Annotated in this window: 25 protein-coding genes; 14 read left to right on the top strand and 11 right to left on the bottom strand. The window is 72.6% G+C overall.

The window, feature by feature from the left end; translation table 11 throughout:
- The first annotated feature begins 30 nt into the window (after window positions 1-30).
- The 5 genes from K7862_RS16070 to K7862_RS16090 all read left to right on the top strand — a co-directional run bounded on the left by K7862_RS16070 (window position 31) and on the right by K7862_RS16090 (window position 4,475).
- The gene (locus K7862_RS16070; RefSeq protein ID WP_222963280.1) at window positions 31-828 is read left to right on the top strand and encodes an ABC transporter ATP-binding protein; all 798 of its coding nucleotides are present in this window, start codon (window positions 31-33) and stop codon (window positions 826-828) included.
- Window positions 825-2,180: an FtsX-like permease family protein gene (locus K7862_RS16075; RefSeq protein ID WP_222963281.1), complete on the top strand. Its 1,356-nt coding sequence runs from the start codon at window positions 825-827 to the stop codon at window positions 2,178-2,180. The genes K7862_RS16070 and K7862_RS16075 overlap by 4 nt, the downstream gene beginning before the upstream one ends.
- A gap of 38 nt (window positions 2,181-2,218) precedes the next feature.
- Entirely contained in the window at window positions 2,219-3,286 is a 1,068-nt protein-coding gene (locus tag K7862_RS16080; RefSeq protein WP_222963282.1) for a sensor histidine kinase, read from the top strand.
- Window positions 3,238-3,888: a LuxR C-terminal-related transcriptional regulator gene (locus tag K7862_RS16085; RefSeq protein WP_222963283.1), complete on the top strand. Its 651-nt coding sequence runs from the start codon at window positions 3,238-3,240 to the stop codon at window positions 3,886-3,888. The genes K7862_RS16080 and K7862_RS16085 overlap by 49 nt, the downstream gene beginning before the upstream one ends.
- 65 nt (window positions 3,889-3,953) lie before the next feature.
- Window positions 3,954-4,475, top strand: a complete 522-nt coding sequence (locus K7862_RS16090) for a YfbM family protein (RefSeq protein WP_222963284.1) — start codon at window positions 3,954-3,956, stop codon at window positions 4,473-4,475.
- 49 nt (window positions 4,476-4,524) lie between these two features.
- Here K7862_RS16090 and K7862_RS16095 read toward each other — a convergent pair whose 3' ends face one another.
- Entirely contained in the window at window positions 4,525-4,899 is a 375-nt protein-coding gene (locus K7862_RS16095; RefSeq protein WP_222963285.1) for a VOC family protein, read from the bottom strand.
- A gap of 74 nt (window positions 4,900-4,973) precedes the next feature.
- Here K7862_RS16095 and K7862_RS16100 point away from each other — a divergent pair, with 74 nt between their 5' ends.
- Window positions 4,974-5,759 carry a hypothetical protein gene (locus K7862_RS16100; protein WP_222963286.1) on the top strand — a complete coding sequence of 262 codons (786 nt, stop codon included), beginning with the start codon at window positions 4,974-4,976 and terminating at the stop codon, window positions 5,757-5,759.
- A 161-nt stretch (window positions 5,760-5,920) separates the two neighbouring features.
- On the opposite strand, the gene K7862_RS16105 is transcribed toward K7862_RS16100, so the two are convergent.
- Together K7862_RS16105 and K7862_RS16110 are read right to left on the bottom strand one after the other, a co-directional pair.
- Window positions 5,921-6,664, bottom strand: coding sequence for a nucleotidyltransferase domain-containing protein (locus K7862_RS16105; protein ID WP_222963287.1), 744 nt, complete (start codon window positions 6,662-6,664; stop codon window positions 5,921-5,923).
- A gap of 126 nt (window positions 6,665-6,790) precedes the next feature.
- On the bottom strand, window positions 6,791-10,126 hold the full coding sequence (locus K7862_RS16110) for a discoidin domain-containing protein (RefSeq protein WP_222963288.1): 3,336 nt from the start codon (window positions 10,124-10,126) through the stop codon (window positions 6,791-6,793).
- A 168-nt stretch (window positions 10,127-10,294) separates the two neighbouring features.
- On the opposite strand from K7862_RS16110, the gene K7862_RS16115 reads away from it, so the two are divergent.
- Window positions 10,295-11,155, top strand: coding sequence for a class I SAM-dependent methyltransferase (locus K7862_RS16115; RefSeq protein WP_222963289.1), 861 nt, complete (start codon window positions 10,295-10,297; stop codon window positions 11,153-11,155).
- 74 nt (window positions 11,156-11,229) lie between these two features.
- Window positions 11,230-12,645 carry a serine hydrolase domain-containing protein gene (locus K7862_RS16120; protein WP_262413234.1) on the top strand — a complete coding sequence of 472 codons (1,416 nt, stop codon included), beginning with the start codon at window positions 11,230-11,232 and terminating at the stop codon, window positions 12,643-12,645.
- Here K7862_RS16120 and K7862_RS16125 read toward each other — a convergent pair.
- Window positions 12,584-14,143, bottom strand: a complete 1,560-nt coding sequence (locus K7862_RS16125; protein ID WP_222963290.1) for a DHA2 family efflux MFS transporter permease subunit — start codon at window positions 14,141-14,143, stop codon at window positions 12,584-12,586. The two genes, K7862_RS16120 and K7862_RS16125, sit on opposite strands and share 62 nt — an antisense overlap.
- Window positions 14,144-14,314: 171 nt before the next feature.
- Between K7862_RS16125 and K7862_RS16130 the strand changes: the two genes are divergently transcribed.
- Both K7862_RS16130 and K7862_RS16135 read left to right on the top strand, forming a co-directional pair.
- On the top strand, window positions 14,315-14,818 hold the full coding sequence (locus tag K7862_RS16130) for a MarR family winged helix-turn-helix transcriptional regulator (protein WP_222963291.1): 504 nt from the start codon (window positions 14,315-14,317) through the stop codon (window positions 14,816-14,818).
- 167 nt (window positions 14,819-14,985) lie between these two features.
- Window positions 14,986-16,128 carry a globin domain-containing protein gene (locus tag K7862_RS16135; RefSeq protein ID WP_222963292.1) on the top strand — a complete coding sequence of 381 codons (1,143 nt, stop codon included), beginning with the start codon at window positions 14,986-14,988 and terminating at the stop codon, window positions 16,126-16,128.
- A gap of 71 nt (window positions 16,129-16,199) precedes the next feature.
- On the opposite strand, the gene K7862_RS16140 is transcribed toward K7862_RS16135, so the two are convergent.
- The 3 genes from K7862_RS16140 to K7862_RS16150 all read right to left on the bottom strand — a co-directional run bounded on the left by K7862_RS16140 (window position 16,200) and on the right by K7862_RS16150 (window position 18,434).
- Complete coding sequence (locus K7862_RS16140) at window positions 16,200-16,703, bottom strand: NUDIX domain-containing protein (protein WP_222963293.1); 504 nt, start codon at window positions 16,701-16,703, stop codon at window positions 16,200-16,202.
- Between the two features lie 169 nt (window positions 16,704-16,872).
- A complete protein-coding gene (locus K7862_RS16145) occupies window positions 16,873-18,057 on the bottom strand; it encodes a cystathionine gamma-lyase (protein WP_222963294.1) in 1,185 nt (394 codons plus the stop codon).
- Window positions 18,057-18,434, bottom strand: a complete 378-nt coding sequence (locus K7862_RS16150) for a phage holin family protein (protein ID WP_222963295.1) — start codon at window positions 18,432-18,434, stop codon at window positions 18,057-18,059. The genes K7862_RS16145 and K7862_RS16150 overlap by 1 nt, the downstream gene beginning before the upstream one ends.
- Before the next feature lie 79 nt (window positions 18,435-18,513).
- On the opposite strand from K7862_RS16150, the gene K7862_RS16155 reads away from it, so the two are divergent.
- Both K7862_RS16155 and K7862_RS16160 read left to right on the top strand, forming a co-directional pair.
- A complete protein-coding gene (locus K7862_RS16155; RefSeq protein WP_222963296.1) occupies window positions 18,514-18,831 on the top strand; it encodes a cupin domain-containing protein in 318 nt (105 codons plus the stop codon).
- 108 nt (window positions 18,832-18,939) lie between these two features.
- Complete coding sequence (locus K7862_RS16160; protein ID WP_222963345.1) at window positions 18,940-19,152, top strand: DUF5326 family protein; 213 nt, start codon at window positions 18,940-18,942, stop codon at window positions 19,150-19,152.
- A 36-nt stretch (window positions 19,153-19,188) separates the two neighbouring features.
- On the opposite strand, the gene K7862_RS16165 is transcribed toward K7862_RS16160, so the two are convergent.
- Window positions 19,189-20,619, bottom strand: a complete 1,431-nt coding sequence (locus K7862_RS16165) for a YibE/F family protein (RefSeq protein WP_308012016.1) — start codon at window positions 20,617-20,619, stop codon at window positions 19,189-19,191.
- A 181-nt stretch (window positions 20,620-20,800) separates the two neighbouring features.
- Between K7862_RS16165 and thiC the strand changes: the two genes are divergently transcribed.
- On the top strand, window positions 20,801-22,606 hold the full coding sequence (gene thiC / locus K7862_RS16170; RefSeq protein WP_222963298.1) for a phosphomethylpyrimidine synthase ThiC: 1,806 nt from the start codon (window positions 20,801-20,803) through the stop codon (window positions 22,604-22,606).
- A 55-nt stretch (window positions 22,607-22,661) separates the two neighbouring features.
- On the opposite strand, the gene K7862_RS16175 is transcribed toward thiC, so the two are convergent.
- Window positions 22,662-23,597: a helix-turn-helix transcriptional regulator gene (locus K7862_RS16175; RefSeq protein WP_222963299.1), complete on the bottom strand. Its 936-nt coding sequence runs from the start codon at window positions 23,595-23,597 to the stop codon at window positions 22,662-22,664.
- 136 nt (window positions 23,598-23,733) lie between these two features.
- Here K7862_RS16175 and K7862_RS16180 point away from each other — a divergent pair, with 136 nt between their 5' ends.
- Window positions 23,734-24,606 (top strand): oxidoreductase, encoded by an 873-nt coding sequence (locus K7862_RS16180; RefSeq protein ID WP_222963300.1) that lies wholly within the window; start codon window positions 23,734-23,736, stop codon window positions 24,604-24,606.
- A gap of 32 nt (window positions 24,607-24,638) precedes the next feature.
- Here the strand turns inward: K7862_RS16180 and K7862_RS16185 are convergent, their stop codons facing one another.
- Complete coding sequence (locus tag K7862_RS16185) at window positions 24,639-24,998, bottom strand: hypothetical protein (protein ID WP_222963301.1); 360 nt, start codon at window positions 24,996-24,998, stop codon at window positions 24,639-24,641.
- Between the two features lie 101 nt (window positions 24,999-25,099).
- Complete coding sequence (locus K7862_RS16190) at window positions 25,100-26,020, bottom strand: hypothetical protein (RefSeq protein WP_308012017.1); 921 nt, start codon at window positions 26,018-26,020, stop codon at window positions 25,100-25,102.
- Window positions 26,021-26,242: the final 222 nt, after the last annotated feature.

Raw genomic sequence — 26,242 nt, forward strand, 5'->3', positions numbered from 1 at the left:
CCGTGACGCCGGACGACGAAGGGGACGAGCATGTACGGGGTGACGACGGCAGGCCCGCCGCGGGCGGCCGAGGCGCTGCGGCTGGAAGCGCTGACGAAGGTGTACGAGGGGACGTCGCGTCCGGTGACCGCGCTCGACGCGGTCTCGCTGACCCTGCCCGCGGGGAGCTTCACCTCGGTGATGGGCCCGTCGGGTTCGGGGAAGAGCACGCTGCTGCAGTGCGCGGCCGGGCTGGAGACGCCGACCTCGGGCCGGGTCCTGGTCGGCGGCGAGGAGCTGCCGTCGGGCGGGGAGGCGGCCGTGACCCGGTTCCGCCGCGGTCGCGTCGGCTTCGTGTTCCAGCAGTACAACCTGGTCCCGTATCTGACGGTGGCCCAGAACGTGACGCTGCCGCAGCGGCTGGCCGGGCGCCGGCCCGCCCGCAAGGAGTGCGCCACCGTGCTCGGCGTGCTCGGGATCTCGGAGCTGGCGGAGCGGCGCCCGGCGGAGCTCTCGGGTGGCCAGCAGCAGCGGGTGGCGATCGCCCGGGCGCTGGTGAGCCGGCCCGCGGTGCTGTTCGCGGACGAGCCGACAGGCGCGCTGGACACCGCGAGCGGGCGGCAGGTGCTGCGGCTGCTCCAGGAGGCGGTGCGCGAGTTCGGCCAGACCGTGGTGATGGTGACCCACGACCCGGTGGCGGCGGCCTGCGCCGAATCCGTCGTCTTCCTCGCCGACGGCCGGATCGTGGACCGGCTGGCCGCGCCGGACGCCGACGAGGTGGCCCGGCGGATGACCCGGCTCGACGAGGTCGTCGCGTCCCGCCACGCCGGAACGGGGGCGGCGCGATGACCGGACTGGCACGGGCCTCGATCCGGCACCGCTCGGGCGGCTTCGTCGCGGCCTTCGTCTCGGTGTTCCTGGGCGCGGCGATCCTCATGGCGTTCGCGTCGCTGCTGGACACCGCGGGCGGCCCGGGCGTGACGGACGCCGATCGTTCGGCGCTTGGCATCATGGCCTCCGTGGTCGGCGGCTGGGGCGCGGTGATCGTCGCCTCGGCGGTGGCCACGACCGTGGCGGTGGCCGCCCGGCAGCGGGCCGGCGAACTGGCGCTGCTGCGCACGGTGGGCGCGACGCCCGGCCAGGTGACGCGGTTGCTGCTCGGCGAGGTGGCCCTGGTCGGCCTGCTCGGTGTGGTGGCGGCGGTTCCCGTCGGCTTCGGGGCCGGCGCCGGGCTGCTGGCGGCGCTGCGGCACTCGGGGCAGATCGCGGACGGCACGCACTACCGGTTCGGTGCGGCCGCGCTCTCCATCGGCGCGGGCGGCTGCCTGGTGGCGGCGCTGGCCGCGGCGTGGCTGACCGGCCGGCGCTGGGCCCGGCGCAGTGCGCGGGGCGCGCTCACCGAGGCGTCGGCGGGCGGGCGGCGGATGAGCCGCTTCCGGCTGGTGGCGGGCATCCTTCTGGTGGTCGCGGGCGTCAACTGCGGTGTGACGACCATGACCGTGATGGACGGCGAGCAGATGGTGACGCAGTCGGTGGCGGCCGAGGGCGCCATCCTCGCGTCGCTGGGCTTTGCGCTGCTGGCGCCGGTCCTGCTGCGCGGCGCGGCCGCGCTGCTCGCCCCGCTGCTGGCCGCGCTGGGCGGTCCGGCGGCGCAGCTCGGGATGCTGGGCGTGCGGCAGCGGCTGCAGCGGGCGGCGACGCCGATGATGCCGATCGTCGTGTGCACGGCGATCTCCACCGGCACCCTGTCCATGGAGGCGATCTGGAACGGGGGGCGGCACCCTGCCGCGGCCGACGACGAGGGCACGGAGATGCTGAACTACGTGGTGGTGGGGATGATCGCGGTGTTCGCCGCGGTCATGCTGGTGAACCTGCTGGTGGCCGAGATCGCGGGCCGTCGTGGGGAGTTCGCCCGGCTGCGGCTGACCGGGGCGACGCCGCGGCAGATCCTGCGGCTGGTCGGCGCGGAGACCGCGCTGGTGCTGGTCACGGGGATCGTGTTCGGCTCGGTCGCGGCGCTGCTGACGGTGGTCCCCTACAGCGTGGCGGTGTCCGACCGCGCGCTGCCGGACACCTCGGCCGGTGTGTACCTCGCGGTGGTCGCGGGTGTCGTGGCCCTCACGGTGGCCACGAGCATGACCGCGACCCGGCGGGCGGTGCGGCGGCCGATGACGGGTGCGCTGCGCGGGGCGGCCTCGTGACGGGCACGGCGGAAGGGCTCCAGCCGGGCGGTCGGCGTGTGCCACCGCCCGGCTCGGGCGTACGCGGGCGCGGCTGGGGCGCGATGCTGGTGGCGCAGTGCGGGCTGACGGTGGTGGCAGGGCTGGGCACGACCGCGGTGTGGGCGTCGCAGCGTCCGCAGTACTACTGGCCCCGCTGGGTGTGGTTCGGCCTGGCGGTCAGCCTCGCCGCCCAGTACGGCATCCGCTGGGGGCTGCGCAGGCCGCGCGGTGAGCGTGCCATCGCGGTGCACGGCGCGCTGACCGTCGTCTACTGCCTGCTCGACCTGGCGGTGTGGGTGCTGTCCGGCGGGGGCTGGTTCTGGCCGGGTGTCACTGTCCCCGCGGCGGCCCTCGTGTGGCTGGCGCACCTGCTGTGGCGGCGGCGTCCGGCGGCCGCGCGGGAGCGGGAGCTGGCCGGCCGGATCGCGGTGCTCAGCCGCACCCGCAGCAGCGCGCTGGACGTGCAGGCCGCCGAGCTCAAGCGGATCGAGCGGGACCTGCACGACGGCGCGCAGGCCCGCATGGTGTCCCTCGCGATGAACCTCGGCCTGGCGAGCCAGCTCCTCGACCGCGACCCGGGAGCCGTCGCCGAACTGCTGGTGGAGGCGCGGGCCACCACGCTGACGGCGCTGGCCGAGCTGCGCTCGGTCATGGAGGGGATCCAGCCGCCGGTGCTCGCCGACCGGGGGCTGGTGGGCGCGCTGGAGGCGGTGGCCCTGGACCTGTCGGTGCCGGTGACCGTCACCGCGGACGTGCCGGGCCGGCTGCAGGCGCCCGTGGAGTCGGCGGTGTACTTCGCGGTGACCGAGTGCCTGGCCAACGTGGTCAAGCACAGCCGGGCAACCCGGGCCTGGGTCAGGCTCGTTCACGACGACGATACGCTGACCGTGCTCGTCGGCGACGACGGCTGCGGGGGTGCGGACCTGGGCGCGGGAACCGGGCTGCTCGGGGTCGTGCGGCGCCTGGAGGTCTTCGACGGCACCCTCACCGTGGACAGTCCGGCGGGCGGCCCGACCCAGGTGACCATGGAGGTACGGTGCGCGTTGTCATCGCCGAGGATCTCGCCCTCCTCAGGGACGGCCTGACCCGGCTGTTCCTGGCGCACGACTTCGAGGTGGTGGCGGCGGTCGGCGATGTCGAGGAGCTGACGCGCGTCCTGGAGTCCGAGCCGGTGGACATCGCGGTGGTCGACGTGCGGATGCCGCCGACCTTCACCAACGAGGGCCTGGTCGCCGCGATCGAGGCCAGGACCCGCCGGCCCGGGCTGCCGGTCCTGGTGCTCAGCCAGTACGTGGAGCAGCTCTACGCACGGGAGTTGCTGCGGTCCGGCGAGGGCGCGATCGGCTATCTGCTGAAGGACCGGGTCGGGAACGTGCCGGACTTCATCGCGACCGTGCGGCAGGTCGCGGCGGGTGCGACGGTGCTCGACCCGAAGGTGGTGGCAGCGATGGTCACCCGGCTCGACGGCCGGGAGCCGCTCGCCCGGCTCACCGCCCGCGAACGCGAGGTCCTGTCCCTGATGGCCGAGGGCCGCTCCAACGCCGGTATCGCCTCGGCCCTGTTCGTCTCCGAGAACGCGGTCAGCAAGCACATCAACAGCATCTTCACCAAGCTGGACCTCCCCGCCGCCACCGACGACAACCGCCGCGTCCTCGCCGTCCTCCAGTACCTCCGCGACCCGGAATGACCCGGGCACGGGGACGACCGGCCCGGTGACCGGCTGATCCGGCGGGAGACCCGCATACTGCCGCCATGGCCGTCACCCAGCAGCTCGCGCGCGTCACCGAGGAGTACCTCGCCGCGTGCCGGCGGTCCGCGAGCGCGTCACCGGACGGCGACCCGCAGTGGGACCCTCCGTCGTCCGACTGCCTGGACCTGGACTGGGCGCCGGCCCTGCTGGAACGCGCGGGTGAGGTGGCCGGCCTCGACCCCGCACAGCAGGAGGCGCTCGTGCCGGCGACCGACGGCGACGCCGAACTCGACCTCGGATTCCTCTCCGCGCCCCCGCACGGCATCGGCCCCTTCGGTCCGGCGCCCACCGCGCTCACCGCGGACGGAGTCGCCCGGGTGGGCGCGCTGCTCGCGGAGATCGATCCGGAACGCCTTCTCGCGGCCGTGCCCCAGGACCCCCGGAAGGCGGCGACGCTGCTCGGCCGCGCGGCCGAAGGCCTCGGCGATCCGCGTGCCTACCTGCGGACGCATCTGACGCTTCTGCGCCGTTTCTACGCGCAGGCGTCCCGTCGGGGCCTGCTCGTCGTGCAGTGGTGGGACTGAGCGTTGCGGGTCGTCCCAGGTGGCGGGCCTCCGACCTCGGACCGGGTGGTCAGGGTCGTACGACGACGATGCAGAACGGGTGGCCGGCGGGGTCGGTGAGGACGCGCCAGCGGGAGGGTCCGGGCTGGTGGGCGGGTTTCGCGGCGCCCAGGGCGAGCAGGCGGGCCTCGGCCGCGTCCAGGTCGTCGACGGCGAAGCAGAGGTGGAGCTGTTGCGGGGTGGTCTGGTCCGGCCAACTGGGCGGTCGGTGGCCGTCGACCCGCTGGAAACCGACGAAGAGACCGTCGGCACAGGTGATGCCCGCGAAGTCGGCGTCGGACTTGGGGTGGGGTTCGAGGTCGGTGGCCTGCTGGTAGAAGGCGAGCAGGGCCAGGGGGTCGGGGCAGTCGAGGGTGACGGCGGTCAGGCGCATCAGCGGGGGCATGGCGACTCCGGTCTGCTGGACGGACGGTGGCCGGGCTCTTCCGTGAGACCGGGCGGGGCTGGCACGATCCGGGGATGGTGACGCTTCGGCATACGGTCGTACTGGAACCCGTGCCGCGGAAGTGGCTGGAGGCGGCGCTCGCCGCCGTGGTGGACGCGGTCGAGGAACTGCGGGAGGAGCGCGGCCACCTGTTCGCCGGGACCGAGCGCGTGCAGGGGCTGCGGATCACCGCCGGCCACCACATCGGCGCCGGCGCCCGGTACCTGATCGAGGACGTCGACGCCGACGGCGTCCCCGCCACCCACCGCGTGGACGTCCGAGCATGGGACCGGTCCTCCGTCGTCCGCCTGCGGTACGACGGGAAGGCCCCTGACCTGCGGCTGCGCGGCGAAGGGGAGCTGCGGTCCGTCGACGGGCCGGCGACGCTGCGGTGGTCCGCGGACTTCCGCGGGGCGGGCACCCGGGCCCGGTACCGGCGCGGCCGGACGAAGGGCGCGCTCGATCTGCGGGCGTGGTGGGCGGCCGAGCCCGGCAGCCGGCCGCCGCTGACGGCCGAACTGCGCCATCCGCTCGTCAAGGCGGCTGTGCACGTGAGGATGACCGAGACGAAGCACGCCCGCTGGAAGACCGAGGTCGTCGTCACCGCGCGGGGCCGCGGCTGGGCCCGGCCGCCGGCCGCGGTCGCCGCCGTACTCGGCGGGTTCGTGCTGCGCCGTGTCTTCCGGGACGGGGTGAAGGAGTTCGCGGAGGAGTGGAACACGGGCGTCCCGAAAGCCGTCGCCCTGACGCCCGGCGCGATCAAGGCCGAGGTCCTGCATAGCCTCACCACGGCACCGGCGGGCGGCAAGGGCCTGGCCTGAGCGCTTCTCACGTGCCCCCGATCGCGTCCCGCGCCGCGCAAACTGGATGCAGCAGGCCGCGTGCCGCATGCCGAAGGCTCCGCACGCGACCCCGCTCGCCCGGCCCGGGAGGGCACCCCTCATCGCACGGGCAGCCACTATGAGGGCAGCGAGGGCGACGGCTATGACGCCAGCACCCGCTGGATCGCCGACCGCGTGAACGCCCGGGTCTGGCGGGCGCGCCGTACCCGCTGGGGTGCGTTCAGGGTCTCCGGCGAGGCGTAGCGCCGTGCGCGGATTTCGTCGACGAGTTCCTGTGGCGCCCCGAGCGTGGGCAGCACATCGAGGGCCTCGCCCTTGCTGATCAGACGGCCGTCGGCCAGGGTGACGCTGGCCCGCGCGGTGGTGAGCGCGCCGAGGTCCACCCAGACGTCCCGCAGCCAGATCGTCGGCCGGAGCGTGGCGGGGAGCCAGAAGGTCCGCAGGTCGTGGCGGACGAACTCGGCCAGTTCGGCGTCGCCGACGTCCGGCAGGAGCGCGGAGGGCGGCGGCCCGAACAGGCTCAGGTCGCCCGTGCGCAGCTCGCGGCGGCTGACCGGCGTCACCGCCCGCGTCGTCAGCTCACGATGAGCCCACGTCAGGTGGCGGGTGGAGGTGTCGGTGAGCGCACCGCGGACCATGTAGGAGCAGTGCAGTTTGGCGGCCTGCGGGTCGTCGGCCTCCAGCGCGTGGTGGATGGCCTGGAGCCGATGGCGTTCGGCGCTGCCAGCGGGTGACGCGATGACGGCGATCATGTCGAGGTCGCTGCGTCCGGGCCGGAAGTCCCCCAGCGCGAGGGAGCCGTGGGCCCAGAGCGCTTCGAGAGGTACCGCCTCCCGCATCTCGTCCAGGAAGCGGTTCAGCAGCGGAGCCACCTCATCGCGCATGGCTACGACTATCGCACGGGAGCGGTCCGGCCGGGGCGTCCCGGCCGGACCGCGCACTTGCCGGAGCGGCTCGGATCATGCCGGGCCGCTCCGGCATCACCGGACCGCGCAGGTCCGCTCAGGTGCTCAGGTCACCGTCCACACGAAGGTGGCCGCTCCCGTCGACCCGCTCGCGTTCCGCGCGGTGACCGTCACCGTGAACGTGCCCTGGCCCGTGGCCGCGCCGGTGAACCGGCCCGACGGACTGAGAGCGAGACCCGGCGGCAGACCGGTCGCGGTGTAGGTCAGACCGGTGGCGTTCGGGTCGAGGACCCAGTCGACCGCGTGGTGCAGAGGGCTGCTCATGCCGTACGGGTTCGGCACGGCCAGCGGCTGTGTCACCGGAGCCGTCCCGCCGTCCGTGCCCGCCGCGGTGGCCGCCTTCGCCGCCGTCCCGGCCGTCTGCGGGGCGGCCGCCGCACCGTTGACGGTGGTCGGCACGGTCAGGGTGCCGGACACCGGCAGGTTGCGCGAGGAGTCGCCGACCAGGATCTGGTAGGCGCCCGCGGCGGTGGTCCAGTTGCCGCTGCCGGTGTTCCAGTAGGCCAGGTCGTGGGTGCTGACCGTGAACGTCAGCGTCTGCGCCTGCCCGGGGTTGAGGGTCACGCGCTGGAAGCCCCGGAGCTGGTGGACCGGCTCACCTGTGGACGCCGGATCGCCGACGTAGAGCTGGGCGACGTCCGTGCCGGCGCGCGACCCGGTGTTGGTCACCGTCACATGGACGGTCGCGGTGTTCCCGGAGAGCGCCCCCACCTGCAGGTTGCTGAAGCCGAAGGTGGTGTACGACAGACCGAAGCCGAACGGGAAGAGCGGCTGGATGTTCTTCGTGTCGTACCACTTGTAGCCGACGTTCAGCCCCTCGCTGTACTGCACCTGCCCGTTGGCGCCGGGCCACTGCGCCGCCGTGTTCGCGGGCACGTCGGCCAGCGACTTGGGGAAGGTGACGGGGAGCTTGCCGGACGGGTTGACGTCGCCGAAGATCAGCGCGGCCATGGCCGTGCCGATCTGCTGGCCCGGGTAGAAGGCCTCGAAGACGCCGGCGACCGAGTTGAGCCAGGGCATGTTGATCGCCGAGTTGTTGTTCAGCACCACGATGGTGTGCGGGTTCGCGGCCGCCACCTGGGCGATCATGTCGTTCTGGCTGACCGAGCCGCCGCCGTTGTTCGGCAGGTCGAGCGTGGTGGTGTCGTGCTCCTCGTTGCCGTAGTTGTCCGACGCGTAGACGATCGCCACGTCCGAGCTGCGGGCCAGGCTGACCGCCGAGGCGAGGTTGGTCGCGTCGTTGTACTGGACGGTGGTGCCCGTGCCGGCGACCCGGTTCTGCATGCCGGTGATCGGCCAGACCGTGCCGGGGCTGGTCACCGTGGCGCTGCCGCCGCCGATCGTCTGCACGCCGGCCCCGCCGTCCCAGCCGATCACCGCGATCGAGTGGGTGGTGGAGGTGGACAGCGGCAGGATGCCGTTGTTCTTCAGCAGGACCGCGCCTTCCTCCGCGCCCTGCAGGGCGGTCTGCGCGTGGGCCGGGGTGGTGACGGTGGCGTCCCGGGACCCGCTGGGCGCCTTGTCGAAGAGGCCGAAGGCGAAGAACTGCGTGAGCAGCCGGCTGACCATCGTGTCCAGCGTGGCCTGGCTGACCGTGCCGCCGGCGACGGCCTGGGCGAGGAAGTCGGCGTAGAAGTAGCCGTTGGGCATCTCCACGGTAAGGCCGGCGTTGGCGGACTCGACCGTGGAGTGGGTGCCGCCCCAGTCGCTGGTGATGAAGCCGCCGAAGTTCGCCTGCTGGTAGAGCCCGGTGTTCATCAGGTCCGGGTTCTGGCAGGCGGGGACGTTGTTGACGACGCTGTAGGCGCACATGGCGGCCGCCGGTGATCCCTGCTGGACCGCGGCCTGGAACGCCGGCAGGTACAGCTCCTGCAGGGTGCGCTTGTCGACGATGACCGTGCCCGCCGGGTTCTCGATGTTGTAGACGGCCACGTGCTTCATCTCGGCCATCACGCCCTGGCTCTGGATGCCGCGGATGTCGGCGGCGGCCATCTGCCCGTTGAGGTAGGGGTCCTCGCCGAACGTCTCGAAGGCCCGGCCCCAGCGCGGGTCGCGCACGATGTTCAGCGTGGGGCCGAGCGCCACCTGGGCGCCCTTGCCCGCGAACTCCGCCCCGATCGCCGAGCCGTACTGCTGCTCCAGGGCGGTGTCCCAGGTGGCCGCCGAGGCGTTGGCGGACGGCATCTGCGTCACGCCGCCGAGCCCGTCACCGACTCCGTGGGGGCCGTCCTGCAGTCCGATGTTCGGGATGCACAGCGAGGGGATGCCGGTGATGTTGCCGATGTACGGCGAGGAGTTGTTGTTGCCGTGCAGGATCGACACCTTCTGGGCGTTGGTCATCTGGGCCATGACCTGCGCGACGCGGGTGGCGACCGGCGCGGTGGAGCCCACCCAGGGGCAGTTGCCGTTGCCGCCGGTCGGCGGGGTGCTCGTGCCGCCCGGGGTGAGGATGGTGAACTCCCACAGGGAGTAGCCCCACTGGGTGGCGCGGACCGTCCCGTACATCCGCACGTATCGGCCGGTGGCGTTGAACGACAGGTTCTCCGTCCCGCCGGCTCCGGTGGTGGTGGAGTACACGGTGTGCCAGTCACTGGCGTTGCCGGTGTCCGACACCTGGATCTGGTACGCCTTCCCGTACGCCGTCTCCCAGATGAGCTGTGCCCCGCAGAGCGTCTGCGACGAGCCGAGGTCGACCTGGATCCACTGCGGGTCGGAGGCCGCGCTGGACCAGCGGGTGCCGGCGTTGCCGTCGAACGCCGCCGAGGCCGGGGTGCCGGCGTTCTCCGTGGAGGAGGCGGTGGCCGGCTTGCCGAGGGCGGCCGTGGTGGTGCCGCAGGTGGTCGGTGGGGTGCCGCCGCCCGAACCGCCGTAGACCTGGAACTCCCAGAGGGAGTAGCCCCACTGGGTGGCACGCACGGTGCCGTACATCCGCACGTACCGGCCGGAGCCGGAGACCGGAAGGGTCTGGGTGCCGCCGGTGCCCGTGGTCGTGGAGTACAGCGTGTTCCACGTGGAACCGTTGTCCGACGCCTGGATCTGGAACGCCTTGGCGTAGGCCGTCTCCCAGTTCAGTACCACCTGGGTGAGCGGCTGGCTGGTGCCGAGGTCGACCTGGATCCACTGGGGGTCGGCGGCCAGGCTCGACCAGCGCGTTCCCGTGTCGCCGTCCACGGCGGCGCCGGCGGTGAACGGGTCCTGTACCGACGAGGCCGTGGCGGGCTTGCCCTGGGAGAGCAGCACGGGTGTGTCGGCGTGGGAGGACGTCGGGGCGAGCGAGAGATAGACCGAGGCGATCATCGCCAGCGTGAGCAGGAGGATGCCCTGCGGAGATCGTCGGAAACGTTTACGGCCGGGCAAGAGGTCGCGTGGGGTGACCCTCATGTCGTGGGCTCCTGTCGAGTCGGCTCTGGGTGGGGGTGAACCGGGTGCGCTCTCTCCGTGCTGCCCCAGCGTGCGTGAGAGCGCTCTCTGACCGACGTGATGTCTACGCCCACGCTGAGGGGGTGTCAACCTTTCTCACACGGCCCGCTGCGGTGGGAACCTGAGGTCATGTCAGCCGAGAACGAACGGATCAAGGTCGAACTGGAAGGCGTCCCCGAGACGCTGCTGTGGAACCTCTACAACCGGGCCGAGGAGGCGCGGCGGCCCGGCTCCCGGCTGCTCGACGACCCGCGGGCCGTCGAGCTCGTCGACCGCATCGACTACCCCTTCGAGCGGTTCGGCGCCGCCTCCATGGCCCAGTGGCACGCCCTGCGGATCCGTTGCCTGGACGACGAGGTGCGCCGGTTCCTCGCCGAACGCCCCGGCGGCACGGTGGTGGCGCTCGGTGAGGGCCTGGAGACGCAGTTCTGGCGGGTCGACGACGGCAGGGTGCGCTGGCTCTCCGTGGACCTGCCGGAGACGGTCGAGGTGCGCAGGACCCTGCTGCCGGACGACCCGCCGCGCCGCCGCAGCCTCGCCTGCTCGGCGCTGGACCTGCGCTGGATGGACGAAGTGGGCGACGGTGTGGCGTCGCGGGACGTCATGGTCACCGCGCAGGGGCTGCTGATGTATCTGCCGGAGGCCGAGGCCAAGGGCCTTATCGCCGCCTGCGCGGAGCGTTTCCCGGGTGGCAGGTTCCTCTTCGACGCGCTGCCGCGGGCGATGGTCGCCCGCAACCAGGCCGGCGCCCTCGGCTCCTCCGACGGCCGGTACCGGGCACCGCGCTGGGAGTGGGGCATGGACGTCACGGAGTACCGCAAGGTGGCCGCCGCGTCGCCGAGGATCACCGAGGTCCGCAGCCTGCGGTTCCCGCGCGGCCGCGGCCTCTACGCCCTCGCGCCGCTGTCCCACCGCATCCCGGGGCTGCGCTCGCTGCGGATGTCGATCATCGCGGTCCGTTTCGGTGGGGACCCCGGATCGGCGGAATAGCATGACCACGCGCGCCCGCCCGGGCGCGCGAGCGATGTCCGCAACCGGTGCGTACCGGCACGAGAGGCGAACAATTGACGGTTGACCCCCAGTCCCCGACCGGCCCCGACTCCCCGCAGACGTACGAGAACACCCTGCTGCCCGCCACACGAAGGGCGTTGACGCACCGGGTGGCCGTCGGCCAGGCCGAGGGGCGGACCCCCTCGCTCGTGGCGGCGGTGGTGCGTGACGGACGGCCGGTGTGGACCGGTTCCCGGAGCATGATCGAGGGGCACGCGCCGGCCGCGGACACGCAGTACCGCATCGGTTCGCTCACCAAGACCTTCGTCGCGGTGCTGGTCATGCGGCTGCGGGACGAAGGGCGGCTGGAGCTCACCGACCCGGTCGCACGGCATCTGCCGGACACCGACGGCGCCGACGGCGCCGTCGGGGTGACGATCGGTCAACTGCTCGCTCACACCTCCGGCCTGGCTTCCGAGACACCCGGCCCCTGGTGGGAGCGCACACCGGGCGCGCTGCGCCCCGAACTCGCCGACATCCTCGGCCCCGACCCCGCCAAGCACGCGCCCGGTCGCCACTATCACTACTCCAACCCCGGATACGCCCTGCTGGGCGCGGTGGTCGAGAAGCTGCGCGGCATGCCCTGGGGCGAGGTGCTCGCCACCGAGGTGCTGCGGCCGCTGGGCATGGACCGCACGACACTGCTGCCGCAGGCCCCGGCGGCGGGCGGCTTCGCGGTGCATCCGTGGGCCGATGTGATGGTCCCCGAGACGGTGCAGGAGACCGGTCGGATGGCTCCGGCCGGTCAGTTGTGGTCCACGGCGGCGGACCTGTCCCGCTGGGCGGGCTTCCTCGCGGCCGGCCGCGACGGGGTGCTCAGCGCGGGCACGGTCGAGGAGATGCGGCTGCCTGCGGCGCCGCCGCAGGCCGTCGATCCGGACGGCGGCTACGGCCTGGGGCTTCAGCTGCTGCGGCGGAACGGCCGCCAACTGGTCGGTCACACCGGCTCGATGCCGGGGTTTCTGGCCGCGCTGTGGGTGAGCGTCGAGGACGGGACCGGTGCGCTGGCGCTGGCCAACTGCACCTCGGGGCCGGCCGTGAGCGCGGTCGCCGCGGATCTGCTGGCGATCACGGTCGAGGCCGAGCCGGTCTTCCCCGCCGCCTGGCGGCCGGCCGAGGACATCGATCCCACGCTGCTGGAGCTGGCCGGGCCCTGGTACTGGGGGACCTCGGGGTTCGCGCTGCGGGTCCGGGCCGGTGGTGAGCTGCATCTGGCGCCGCTGACCGGCCAGGGCCGCGGATCACGGTTCCACGTGGAACCGGACGGCACCTGGACCGGCCGCGAGGGTTACTACGCCGGTGAGACGCTGCGCGTGGTGCGCCGGGGGGACGGCTCGCTCAGCCACCTCGACCTGGGCTCCTTCGTGTTCACACGCGAGCCCTACGATCCGTCGGCTCCGGTGCCCGGAGGCTTCCCCGGCTGGCACTGACCGCCGCAGCAGGGTCGTCGGGCGGCGCCGCGCCGTCGCCGGGCCTCGCCGGGGGGCGCAGCAGCACCCCGGCGATCACGGTGGCGGCGGCGAGCAGACCGGCGGCTGCCACGAAGGCGAGGTGGTAGCCGCTGGTCAGCGCCTGGCGCAGCGCGGTGCCGGCCGCGAGCCGGTGGTCGGTGCGGGCACCCGCGAGGGAGGCCAGCACGGACAGACCGAGAGCGCCGCCGATCTGCTGTGCGGTGTTGAACACCCCGGAGACCAGGCCGGAGTCGGCCGGAGTGGCGTCCGACATGCCCAGGGTCATCAGCGAGGGCATGGCGAGACCGAAGCCCACACCGAACACCAGGATCGGCGGCAGGATGTCGGCCGCGTACGACGCGTGCGCGGCGGGCGCCCGGGCCAGGAGCAGGAAGCCGGAGGCGAAGAGCGCCAGGCTGGGCAGCAGTACCGCACGCTCGCCGAAGCGGGAGCCGAGCCGGGCGGAGAGCAGCAGGGACATCACACCGATGACCACGCCGGTCGGCGCGATGGCCAGGCCGATCCGCAGCGGGTCGTAGCCGAGGACCCGCTGTAGGTAGAGGGCGGTCAGGAACTGGAAGCCGAAGCCTCCGGCGACCATCAGGGACTGCACGAGGTTGGCGCCCGCCACGATCCGGGAACGGAACAGCCGCAGCGGCATGAGCGGGTGGGCGGCCGTGGCCTGCCGCAGCAGGAAGGCGGCGAGCAGGGCGAGCGACAGCGCCCCCGAGATTACGGTCGCGGTCGAGGTCCAGCCGTGGTCGGCGGTCCTGACGATGGTGGAGACCCCCAGCATCAGGGCGGCGGTGACCAGGACCGCGCCGGGGACGTCGGCGCCGCGCGGCGAACGGCGGTCGGCGGGCCGGTCGTCCGGCAGTAGACGCAGGCTGAGCACGGCCGCGCCGATGCCGATCGGCAGGTTGACGAAGAAGATCCAGTGCCAGTTGATGGCCTGGGTGAGCACGCCGCCCGCCAGGAGTCCGAGGACCCCGCCGGCGGACTGGGTGAAGCTGTAGACGCCCATCGCCCGGGCCCGGCCACGAGGTTCGGGGTAGAGCGCGATGACCATGCCGAGCGAGACGGCGGAGACCATGGCCCCGGCCGCGCCCTGGACGAACCGTGCCGCGACGAGCACGGCCGCGGAGTCGGCGATCCCGCACAGCAGTGAGGCGGCGCTGAAAGCGGTCAGCCCCGCGACGAGGATGCGGCGCCGGCCGAGCAGGTCGCCCAGGCGTCCGGTGAGCAGCAGCAGTCCGCCGAAGGCGATGAGGTAGGCGTTCACCACCCAGGCCAGTCCGGCCTGGGAGAAGCCCAGGTCGCGCTGGATGGACGGCAGCGCCACGTTCACGATCGTCCCGTCGAGGATGATCATCAGGGTTCCGGCGCTCAGTACGGCGAGGGCCGCGCCGGGGGAACGGGTGCCGGTCGCCGAACGGCTTCCGGGCGCGGCGGGTGGCGCGGGGGATGGCTGTCGCATAACGGGTCGCCTCCTGGCGGATCGATGACCAATACCGACCGTAGCAGAAGGTTTTGTAAGAGACTATCTTTTACGGTTCCTCTTTCGGGGACGCGGGGGTGGGACGGAGGAGTCGAGATAGGTCTGTCGCGAAACAATCCCGTATCTGACCTATTTGTTAGCCTGGACGGCATGACCGCTCCGACCGCACCCGCCGCCCTCAGTGCTCCTGACCTGTCGTTCCTGCTGCAGCACACCGCCCATGTGCTGAGCACGCAGATGACGGCCGCTCTGGCGGAGATCGGCATGTCGCCGCGCGCGCACTGCGTGCTCGCCCATGCCTCGCAGGCCGAGCGCACCCAGGCACAGATCGCCGAGCTCTCCGACCTCGACAAGACGACGATGGTCGTCACCGTCGACCTGCTGGAACGTGACGGGCTGGCCGAGCGCGTGCCGTCCGCGACCGACCGACGGGCGCGGATCATCAAGGTCACCCCGAAGGGCCAGGAGGTCGTCGCCGCGGGCCAGGCCATCGTCGACCGGGTGCACCGGGACGTCCTGGACGCGCTGCCGGACGCTGAGCGCGACATCTTCGTCTCCGCGCTCAACCGGCTGGCCACCGGGCACTGCGCCGTCCCCGTCGAGAGCCCCGAGGGTGTGCAGGGAGTGCGCAGGCCACGACAGGCACGCAAGTAGAGCCTGAGGGCATCGGTGACGCCATCGGTGACGCTTCGTGTTCCACGTGGAACATCGCGTGCCGCGACACGGGCGACCCATCACCCTACGCGCCTGCCCGTCCGCAGGGGCGGCGCTTCGCGCAATTCACACGATCTGGTGGGGCCGGGTGCCAGGCTCGGCTCATCATGGACGCCAAGCCGCCGTCGCCGGACGCCTTTCTCATCCGGCGCACCATGGACGAGATCGCACCTGTAGCCGACAAGGCGACCTCGTACTTCTACGCGTTGCTGTTCCTGCGCCGCCCGGACCTGCGTGACCTGTTCCCGGCAGCGATGGAGGCCCAGCGCGACCGGCTGTTCCGGGCACTGCTCGCCGCGGCCGACCGGATCGACGACCCGGGTGCGCTCACCGAGTACCTCGCGCAGCTCGGGCGCGGTCACCGCAAGTACGGGACCCAGGCCCACGACTACCCGGCCCTCGGTGAAGCCCTGATCGGCGCGCTGTCCCGCTATGCCTCAGCGGTGTGGACCGCGCAGACCGAGGCCGCCTGGGTGCGGGCCTACACCGTGATCTCGCAGATCATGATCGACGCGGCGGCCGCCGACGAGAAGACCGCGCCGGCCTGGTGGAGCGCCGAGGTCGTCAGCAACGAGCGCCGTACCCGGGACGTGGCCGTGCTGACTGTGCGGACCGACCAGCCGTATCCGTTCCTGGCCGGCCAGTACGCAGCCGTCGAGACACCCTGGTGGCCCCGCGTCTGGCGGCACTACTCCTTCGCCTCGGCGCCGCGGGCCGACGGCCTGCTCACGTTCCATGTCCGGGCGGTTCCGGCGGGCTGGGTGAGCAACGCCCTGGTCAACCGGGCGGCCCCGGGCAGCGTCATCCGCCTCGGTCCGCCGGCCGGCACCATGACCGTGGATCACGCCAGCGCCAGCGGCCTGCTCTGCCTGGGCGGCGGCACCGGCATCGCTCCCATCCGGGCCCTGGTCGAGGACGTCGCCGCGCACGGCGACCGGCGCTCGGTCGACATCTTCTACGGCGCCCGGCACGCGGCCGACCTCTACGACCTGGACACCCTGCTCCAGATGAAGGCCCGGCACCCCTGGCTGTCGGTGCGCACGGTCGTCTCCGACACCCCGCCCGACGCGCTGACCGGCCCGCTCCCCGACGCCGTCGAGGAGTTCGGGCCGTGGGAGACCCACGACGCGTACCTGTCCGGGCCGCCGGGGATGATCCGCAGCAGCGTCGACACCCTGGTCCGGATCGGCATGCCCTCGCACCGCATCCGGCACGACCTCGTCCATGAGCTGGTGTCCGCCGCGAAGTGAGGGCGAGGCGGCCCGCGGCGGCGTCGCCGGTCCCGGTCAGCGGAGGTCGGCCGGGCGCCCCGGCGACCGCGTCACCGCAGGTCCGGGCCCAGCAGCCCCAGCACTCCCTCGATGTTCGCGTCCAGGTAGTGCCGCAGCGTCAGCGGGACGATGTCCACCGAGGCGAGGCCCATCCTGCTGAACGGCACCCGCACGATCTCGTAGTCGCCACAGGGCGCCTCGATCTCCGGGCCGTGCCGCTGGGCCGGGTCCATCGACTCCAGCCGGCAGACGAAGAAGTACGACACCTTCACACCGTGCGAGCCGTCCTCGGCGATGTGCTCGGTGGTGTCGACGAAGGCGGGAACGGCGTCGGTGATCTTGCCGCCCAGCTCCTCGTCGATCTCGCGGTGCAGGGCGCTGAGGACGTTCGCGTCCTCCTCGTCGACACCGCCGCCCGGCGTCACCCAGTACGGGGCGAGGCCGGGCTTGGTCCGCTTGATCAGGACGAGGCGGTCGCCGTCGAGGACGATCGCGCGGGCCGTGCGCTTGACCACCGGGCGAGTGGTGGTGCCAGGGTGCGTGTCCGGGGGCATGCCTGAGATCTGCCGCGACGGACGGCGCAGCAAACGTGCCCAGGGCGTCGAAATCGCCGGGCCCCTGGTGAGCGGCGGTGCCGGCGGGAATGCCGCGGGCCGCAGAAACAGCCGCGGCCCGAGCGGCGGCGGTGCGTCGCCCGGGCAGGGCCCGGGCGGCCGCCTCGTCTCAGGCGGCCGCCTCGTCCAGGGCGCGCAGCACATCGGCCACGATGTCGTCGGCGTCCTCGATGCCCACGGAGAAGCGGATGAAGCCGGCCGGCACCGCGTCCCCGCCCCAGCGCGCCCGGCGCTCGGCCGTGCACTGCACACTGCCGAAGCTCGTCGCCTCCGCGGTCAGCCGCAGCGCAGCAAGGAACCGCTCGGCGTGGGCCTGGTCGGGCAGGGTGAAGGACACCACGCTCCCGAACCGGCGCATCTGCGCGGTGGCGACCTGGTGCGCCGGGTCCGTGGGCAGCCCCGGGTGGCGCACGCCGGTGACCTCGGGCCGGGCCAGCAGCGCGTTCGCCAGCGCCAGGGCGTTGGCCGCCTGCCGGTCCACCCGCAGGGCGAGCGTCGCCAGCGAGCGGTGCGCGAGCCAGGCCTCCATGGGCCCGGGGATCGCGCCGACCAGCTTGCGCCACTTCCGCACGCTCGCGGCCAGCGCCGCGTCCCGCGTCGTCACGTAGCCGAGCAGCAGGTCGCCGTGGCCGGAGAGCGCCTTGGTGCCGCTGGACACCGAGAAGTCGGCGCCGAGGTCGAGGGGCCGCTGGCCGAGCGGCGTGGCCAGGGTGTTGTCGACGGCCACCAGCACGCCCGCCGCGTGGGCGGCGTCGGCCAGCCGCCGGATGTCGCACACGTCCAGCCCGGGGTTGGACGGCGTCTCCAGCCACAGCAGCCGGGCGCCCTCCAGCTCCGCGAGCTGGGCGTCGCCGGCGGTGGGGGCGAGCCGCACCGCGACCCCGAAGGACTCCAGCCGCTCCTGCAGCGCGCGGGTCGCCTGGTAGCTGTCCGAGGGCAGCACCACGGTCTCGCCCGCTCGCACCTGGGACAGTACGACGGCGGCGATCGCCGCCATGCCGGAGGCGAAGGACACCGTGGCGGCCGCGGCGTCGCCGGGCGCCTCCAGTTCCGCGATCGCCGCTTCCAGCCGGACCCACGTGGGGTTCTCGTCCCGCCCGTAGGTGTAGGGGCCGGTGGCCTCGCCCGGCAGGTGGTAGTGCGAGACGAAGACCGGCCCGGGCAGGCTCGGCTCGTACGGGGTCGCCGGCGGCCGGCCCGCGTGCACGCTGCGCGTGCTGTCGCCCGGCCCGCCGGAGGTGTCCGCGCCGGCCGCGCCGTTCGTACCGGCAGCGCGGCCGTTCGTGCCGTTCATCACTCTTCGTCCGGCAGCACGACGTGCAGGGCCCACGACACGATGCTGACGATCAGTGCGCCGAGGACCGCGGTCCAGAACCCGGACACGTGGAAGTCCAGGCTCAGCTTGCCCGCCAGCCACGACGTCAGTAGCAGCATGAGGGCGTTCACCACCAGGGTGATCAGACCCAGGGTGAGGATGAACAGGGGGAAGGACAGCACCTTGACAAAGGGCTTGACCAGCCAGTTCACCAGTCCGAAGACCAGTGCGACCAGGATCAGGGTCAGGACCTTGTGCGCCGTGGAGCCACCGGTGAGCGTGATGTCCTTGAGCAGCCAGATGGCCACGCCCAGGGCCCCGGCGTTGGCCAGGGTCTTGACGATGAAATTCTTCATGGTGTGATCGTCGCAGAACTGATCACCAGGACAAGAGAGCGAACGGAACCGTAGCGGTACCGCAGCCTGAGGAGTGGCGATGAAGGTGTTCCGGCTGGACGACCTGGACGCGGAGCGCGCGGCCAATCAAGGCGCCTACCTGCGCTTTCTCAAGGAAACCAGCATGTCGGCCGGGCTGTACGCGCTGCGGGCCGGCGAGACGGATCCCCAGCAGCCGCACGGTCAGGACGAGATCTACCTCGTGGTCAGCGGCCGGGCGTCCATCACGGTGGGTGACGAGACGACCTCGGTGGCGCGCGGCAGCGTGGTCTTCGTGCCGGCGGGCACCCCGCACCGCTTCCACCACATCAGCGAGGACCTCAGGGTCATGGTGGTCTTCTCGCCCCCGGAACCCTAGGGGTGCGTTCAGGGTCGGATCGGGACTCCGGAGGCCCCGCGGTACGGCCGGATGGCCCTACTCTCGAAGTACCAGAACGCGGCGGCAACCAAGGAGACCACGACCGTCATGGAGAACCTGCTGAAGAACCTGCCCTGGTGGGTCAAGTGGATCGGTATCCCGGTCATCGCGCTGGTGGTCTTCGGCGGACTCATCGCCAGCCTCATCAGCATCGTCGTCGGCCTGCTGTTCAAGGTCGTCGTCTTCGTGATCCTGGTCGGCGCCCTGGTCTTCGTGGTGAAGCGGGTCACCTCCGGCGGCGGATCCAAGCGCGACTGGTGAGGCGGCCGGCGAGCCCGGCCCGCACGGGCGGGCCGCTCACCTTGCACGGCGGCGGTGACTTCCGCCGCCCGAGCCTCCGGGGCGCCCGGCGCCCCGCACCCCGGCCGGCTGCCCCGGCACCGCGGAACCACCCGCGTCCGGGCGGCCGGCCGTGACGTACCCGGAACCGGTCGGCTCGGCGCCGCCGTGGCCGGCCGCGGCGCCGCGGCCCCCCTCACCGCGGCCCGCGCCCGAACCGCCGCCCCGGTCGGAGCTCACCACCAGAGCCGCCAGCGCCGTCGTCAGCGGCACCGAGGCCACCAGGCCGATGCTCCCCACCAGTGTCCGGACGATCTCCTCGGCGACCAGCTCACTGCTGGCCACCCGCAGCACCCCGCTGCGGGCGATGGAGAACAGCAGGAGCAGCGGCAGGGCCGCGCCCGCGTAGGCCATCACCAGGGTGTTGACCACCGAGGCGATGTGGTCCCGCCCGATCCGCATCCCCGCGCCGTACAGCTTGCGCCAGTTGGCCCCCGGATCGGCGTCCTTCAGCTCCCAGACCGCGGCCACCTGGGTCACCGTCACGTCGTCCAGCACGCCCAGCGACCCGATGATGATGCCCGCCAGCAGGACGCCCTTGATCTCGATGTGCGGGTAGAGGCTGTGGATGAGGCCGGTCTCGTCCGAGGTGTTGCCCGTCAGGTGCGCCCAGCCGATGAACCCCGAGCCCAGCGCCCCGATCAGGAACAGTGAGCACAGCGTGCCCAGCACCGCCACGGAGGTGCGCGCGTTCAGCCCGTGGCACATGTACAGGGCGGCCAGCATGATCGCGCTGCCGCCCACCACCGCGACCAGCAGCGGATTGTCGCCCCGCAGGATCGCCGGGAGGATGAACAGCGTCAGCACGGCGAACGACACCGCCAGGGCGATCAGCGCCATCACCCCGCGCAGCCGGCCCACGACGATCACGGCCAGCGCGAAGAGGCCCGCCAGCAGCGCCAGCGGGAAACCGCGATCGACATCGGTCACCGAATAGCGCTGCCCGGCGGGCGCGTTGGGCGCGTACGCCAGCACGACGCCCTGGCCCACGGTGTAGCGGCGGGTCTGGTCGGGCTGCACGATCTCGGTGAATGTCGCTCCCTTGTCCGGCCCCGACGCCACCTCGATCGTCGCCTTCTGGCAGGCGTCCGGGACCGGGCCGCCCGAAGGCGACTGGTCCGGCAGGGCGTTCGCCGCCTTGCACGACAGGTCGGCCAGCCGGACGACCGTGCCCTGCCGGGTCTGCTGGTCGAAGCCGACGCCCGTGCGGTCGTGGGCCGGGGCGCCGCCGGGCCACAGCAGGACCAGGCCCGCGACGACGGCGGCGGCGAACGGCACCAGGACGGCGGCGATGACCTTGCGCAGGTGACGCGACACCGGCGGCACGGGCCCATGGTTGTGACCGTGACTGTGCGAGTGACCGTGCGCGCCGGCCGGGGAGGTGTCCACGGCCCGATCATCGCAAGGCCCCTGGTGTGTGTCCGCACCCCTTCGCTACCGTTGGGGCCACCTTTGCACAACGCGGGAGCTCGGAGCACCGGGCTGAGAGGGCGCTGGATCGCGACAACGCGACGGCTGCGTCGACCGCCGAACCTGTTACCGGGTAATGCCGGCGTAGGGAGTAGGTCTGATGACCATGCAGGACGCACGCACGCGTGACATCGGCTGGCACAAGTCGTACCTCACCGGATCACGGCCGGACCTCAGGGTGCCGGTCCGTCAGGTGCACCTGACCACCGGCCGCGACGTGACCTTGTACGACACGTCCGGTCCGTACACCGACCCGACCGTGGAGACCGACGTCCGGAGGGGCCTCACCCCGCTCCGGGAGAACTGGATCGCCGGACGCGGCGACACCGAGGAGTACCCCGGACGCCCCGTCCGCCCCGAGGACGACGGCCTCCGGCACACCGCGCCCCGCGGCGGCCTCCGCAACCTCGACGCGGTGTTCCCCGGGCGGCCCCGGCTCCCGCGCCGCGGCCGCGACGGGCTGCCCGTCACGCAACTCGCGTACGCGCGGCGCGGCGAGATCACCCCCGAGATGGAATTCGTCGCCCTGCGCGAGAACGTCCCCCCGGAGGTCGTGCGCGAGGAGATCGCCGCCGGGCGCGCGGTGCTCCCGGCGAACGTCAACCACCCGGAGATCGAGCCGATGATCATCGGCAAGCGGTTCCTGGTGAAGGTCAACGCCAACATCGGCAACTCGGCGGTCACCTCGTCCATCGAGGAGGAGGTCGAGAAGATGACCTGGGCCACCCGCTGGGGCGCCGACACCGTGATGGACCTGTCCACCGGCCGCAACATCCACACCACGCGCGAGTGGGTGCTGCGCAACTCGCCCGTCCCCATCGGCACGGTGCCGCTCTACCAGGCGCTGGAGAAGGTCGACGGCCGCGCCGAGGAACTGAGCTGGGAGATCTACAAGGACACCGTCATCGAGCAGGCCGAGCAGGGCGTCGACTACATGACCGTCCACGCCGGCGTGCTGCTGCGGTACGTGCCGCTGACGGCCCGTCGCAAGACCGGCATCGTCTCGCGCGGCGGCTCGATCATGGCCGCCTGGTGCCTGGCGCACCACAAGGAGTCGTTCCTGTACGAGAACTTCGAGGAGCTCTGCACGATCCTCGCCGCGTACGACGTGACGTTCTCCCTCGGCGACGGCCTGCGCCCCGGGTCCATCGCGGACGCCAACGACGAGGCGCAGTTCGCGGAACTGCGCACGCTCGGCGAGCTCAACACGATCGCCAAGCGGCACCATGTGCAGACGATGATCGAGGGCCCGGGCCACGTCCCGATGCACAAGATCAAGGAGAACATCGACCTCCAGCAGGAGATCTGCGAGGAGGCGCCGTTCTACACGCTCGGCCCGCTGACCACGGACATCGCGCCCGCCTACGACCACATCACCTCGGGCATCGGCGCCGCGATGATCGCCTGGTGGGGCACGGCGATGCTCTGCTACGTCACGCCCAAGGAGCACCTCGGCCTGCCCGACCGGGACGACGTGAAGACCGGGGTGATCACCTACAAGATCGCCGCGCACGCCGCGGACCTCGCCAAGGGCCACCCCGACGCGCAGGCGTGGGATGACGCGCTGTCCGACGCGCGCTTCGAGTTCCGCTGGGAGGACCAGTTCAACCTGGCCCTCGACCCCGACACCGCCCGCTCCTTCCACGACGAGACCCTCCCCGCCGAGCCCGCGAAGACCGCCCACTTCTGCTCGATGTGCGGCCCGAAGTTCTGCTCGATGAAGATCTCCCAGGACATCCGCCGCACCCACGGCGGGTCCGGGGCCCCGACCGGCACGGAAGCGGGGCCCGGGATCGGGACTGGGACCGGCTCCGGGACGGAGGCGGAGATCGAGGCGGGGATGGCCGAGAAGTCCCGCGAGTTCGCCGCCTCCGGCAACCGCGTCTATCTGCCCCTGGCCGACTGACCGGCATCTCGCAGGACCGGCGGTGGGCGCCACCTGGTCGCCCACCGCCGCGGCTTCAGACGGTGCCCGCGGGGCGGGCCCGCGGGCCTGGGGTCTCGGCCGGGGCTTCGGCCGGCGTCCCGGTCGCCCGGTTCGGGGCCTGGTTCGGGGTCTGATCAGGGGCCTGGTCAGGGGTCTCGCTCCGGGCCTCAGCGCGGAGGACGTCGAGGGCGCGGGCGGTGGGCGAGCCGGGCTCGGCGTGGTAGAGCGCCAGGATCTGACCGCCGGAGTCGCTGATCGGCAGCTTCTCGCGGCGCAGTTCGAGCAGCCCGGCCCGCGGGTGCCGCAGCCGCATCGACCCGCCTGCCAGCGGGGCGACGTCGTGCCGTGCCCACAGCCGCCGGAACGGCTCGCTGGCCAGTGACAGCTCACCGACGAGCTGCACAGTCCGCGGGTCGTCGACGTCGGTGCCCACCGACGCGCGGAACCCGGCGACCATGCCGCGCACCGCCTTCTCCCAGTCCGGGTAGAGCTCGCGCTCGGCGGGGTCGAGGAAGATCGCCCGCAGCCGGTTGACGCCCGGTCGCAGACTGGGGGACACCGCGCAGGCCAGCGCGTTCGCGGCGAGCACGTCGAACCTGCGGCTCTCCACGAACGCCGGGACGTTGACGACGTCGAGGAGCTGCCGGATCCCGGCGGGCACCACCTCGCGGCGGGGCCGGCGGGCCGCGGCGGGGCGCGCGGTGGACAGGCTCAGCAGGTGCTGCGTGGCGGTGGCGTCCAGCCGGAACACCCGCGCCAGCGCTTCCAGCACCTGCGGGGACGGATTGCGGTCGCGTCCCTGCTCCAGCCGCAGGTAGTAGTCGGCGCTGATGCCGGCCAGGGTGGCGACCTCCTCGCGGCGCAGCCCGGGCGTGCGGCGGACTCCGACCACCTGCAGCCCGGCCTCCGCCGGGTCGATCAGCTCGCGCCGGGCCCGCAGATACTCGCCGAGTGCGTTGGGCCTGCTCATGCTTCCGATCGTACGAGCCGGCGGCGGGCGGTGCCTGGTCCCCTCACTCCCAGGATGACCGGGGCACAGGCTGTGTCCGCGCGGGCTGGTTAGCGTGAGATCAGCCCCCGCGGACGCGGGCCGGCGGAAAGGAATCATGACTGACTACGAGCTTCCCGGCGGCACCTACCCGGTGGCCGGGCTCACCCTCACCCGGTTCGGTTACGGCGCGATGCAGCTCGCCGGGCCGGGCGTCTTCGGGCCGCCCGCGGACCGTGACGCGGCGGTCGCCGTGCTGCGGGCGGCCGTGGACCTGGGCATCCGCCACATCGACACGGCCGACTTCTACGGCCCGCACGTCACCAACGAGATCATCCGCGAGGCCCTCGCGCCGTACCCGGACGACCTGCACATCGTCACCAAGGTCGGCGCGCGGCGTGACGATCAGGGCAACTGGCTGCACGCCCGCACCCCCGCCGAGCTGGTGCAGCAGGTCCACGACAACCTGCGGCGTCTCGGCCTCGACGTGCTCGACGTGGTGAACCTGCGGCTGGGCGGCCTCGACTCCCCCGAACCCGGCTCCCTCGCCGAGCAGTTCGGGGCGCTGGCCGAGCTGCGGCAGCAGGGCCTGATCCGGCACCTCGGGCTGAGCACGGTCGACGCGGACCAGCTCGCCGAGGCGCAGGCGATCGCCCCGGTCGTGTGCGTGCAGAACTTCTACAACATCGCCAACCGGCAGGACGACGCGCTGGTCGACAGCACGGCGCGTCAGGGCATCGCCTATGTGCCGTACTGGCCGCTGGGCGGCATGTCCCCGCTGCAGTCGGACACCCTGCACAAGGTCGCCGCACGCCTGGAGAGCACGCCGATGTCCGTGGCGCTCGCCTGGCTGCTGCGGCGCTCGCCGAACATGCTGCTCATCCCGGGCACGTCCTCGGCCTCGCACCTGCGCGAGAACATCGCGGGCGCGGCCCTGGAACTGCCCGCGGACGCCGTGGTGGAACTGGACGGCATCGGCGGCGGGGAGTAGCGGCAGGCGCCGGCCCGGCGGAACCGGCCCGGTCAGTTCACCGGGACGGGAGGCGGGAAGCCGGTCGGCGCGAAGCTCTTCCAGAGGCCCTGCCTGATGACGACGTTGGCGGACTCGGTGGCGGGCAGGTAGAAGCTGGTCTGGCCGGGCGGATCGGTGCAGTCGGGGTTCTTGTGGAGGATGATGTCCACGCCGGTGTTGTTCTGGACCCGGGTCACCCCGATCGGGCCGAAGTGCTCGCAGTTGTTCTGGACGGGGTTGCTGATCTGCCGGACGACCGTGAGCCCGCGGGTCCCCGTCACCGTTCCCCCGGAGGAGTCGGAACAGGCGGCCGTCCCGATGGCGAGCGGGGCGATCACGCACAGCACGGCAAGCGGACGACGGACTTGCATGGGCCTCTCCCGTTCCGACCAGTCGCTGAACTGGGTCGCCAACGAGTCAATCCGCCCGGGAGCCGGCCCGCGACCTGGCAACGGCCAACCGTGGACGCGCGCTACTGCGCCCGGTGGTCGGGCCCGCCGTAGTCCGGGCCGCCGAAGTCGCGCCCCCCGAGGTCCGTCCCTCCGAAGTCCCGGCTCCTGAAGTCCGGGCTCCCGAAATCGGGGCTGCTGAAGTCGGGTGAGGAGAAGCGGGGGGCGGCGGTGTGCGGGTCCTGCGGGGAGCTGAAGTCCGGGCGGGTGTAGCCCAGGCGTGGCATGCGCGGGGAGGGCGGTGCGGCCGGGGAGGCGGGCGGCGCGGTGGCCGCGGTGGCGGCCGCACCGGCCGCGGCGTTGGTCAGCGCGTCGTCGAGGAAGGGCAGCAGGCCGAGGCTCATCAGGGCCTCGTGCCACCGCAGACGGGCCTGCGCCACCTCGGGCGGCATCGCGTCGGGGGTGTCGTGGATCGCCGAGGAGCTGTCCCGGAGCGCGGTGACCAGCAGCCCCACGCCGCCCAGCAGGACGGACGCGGCCATGATGGCGGCGAAGAACCAGCCGGCCGTCCGCAGCGGTGAGGCGATCGACGGCTCGGGTGACACCGCGGCCAGGGCGTAGCCGATGAGCAGGAAGATCACCGCGGCGGCGCCGGCGAGGATCGGCGTCAGCACCGCCATGATCGCGAAGAGACCCGCGCCCGATCCGGCGCCCTCGGCGACGCCCATCGCCGCGTAGCCGAACGCGCGGGTGTCCCGGGCGCGCGCGGACTCCTGGGCCGCCTCGCGGGTGTCCGCCCGCAGCGTCCGGTACGCGTCGTACTCGTCGGCCGCTGCCGCCGCTATGTGGTCGGAGGCGGCCAGCGCCATGGTGCGCAACTGCTCGGCGTTCAGCGGCGACCTGGACTCCGCGTCCATGTCGTCGAGGACGATGCGCAGCGCGTCGTCGAGGACATGCTCGAAGTCCGAGCGGTCTTCGTTGAGCAGGTGTGGAGCGCTGTTCATATGCATCCCCCGATGCTCCGACGCTCCGTATGCGACCGGTTGTGTGTTCCACGTGGAACCGGCTCGGCGTTCCGGATGTCAGGAGAGCGGTGTGCCTACGGCGGTGTGCCCTGGATACAGCCGATGGTAGGGCGGTCCGGGGGGCCGTGACAGGGCGCAACCAGGAAATGTGGGAGTGGCGATGCTTGCCGGGACGCGCGGGTGCGGCGGCAGTTTTCTTCC

It is taken from the genome of Actinacidiphila acidipaludis (genome assembly GCF_019890725.1).
Classification (GTDB): Bacteria; Actinomycetota; Actinomycetes; order Streptomycetales; family Streptomycetaceae; genus Actinacidiphila; species Actinacidiphila acidipaludis.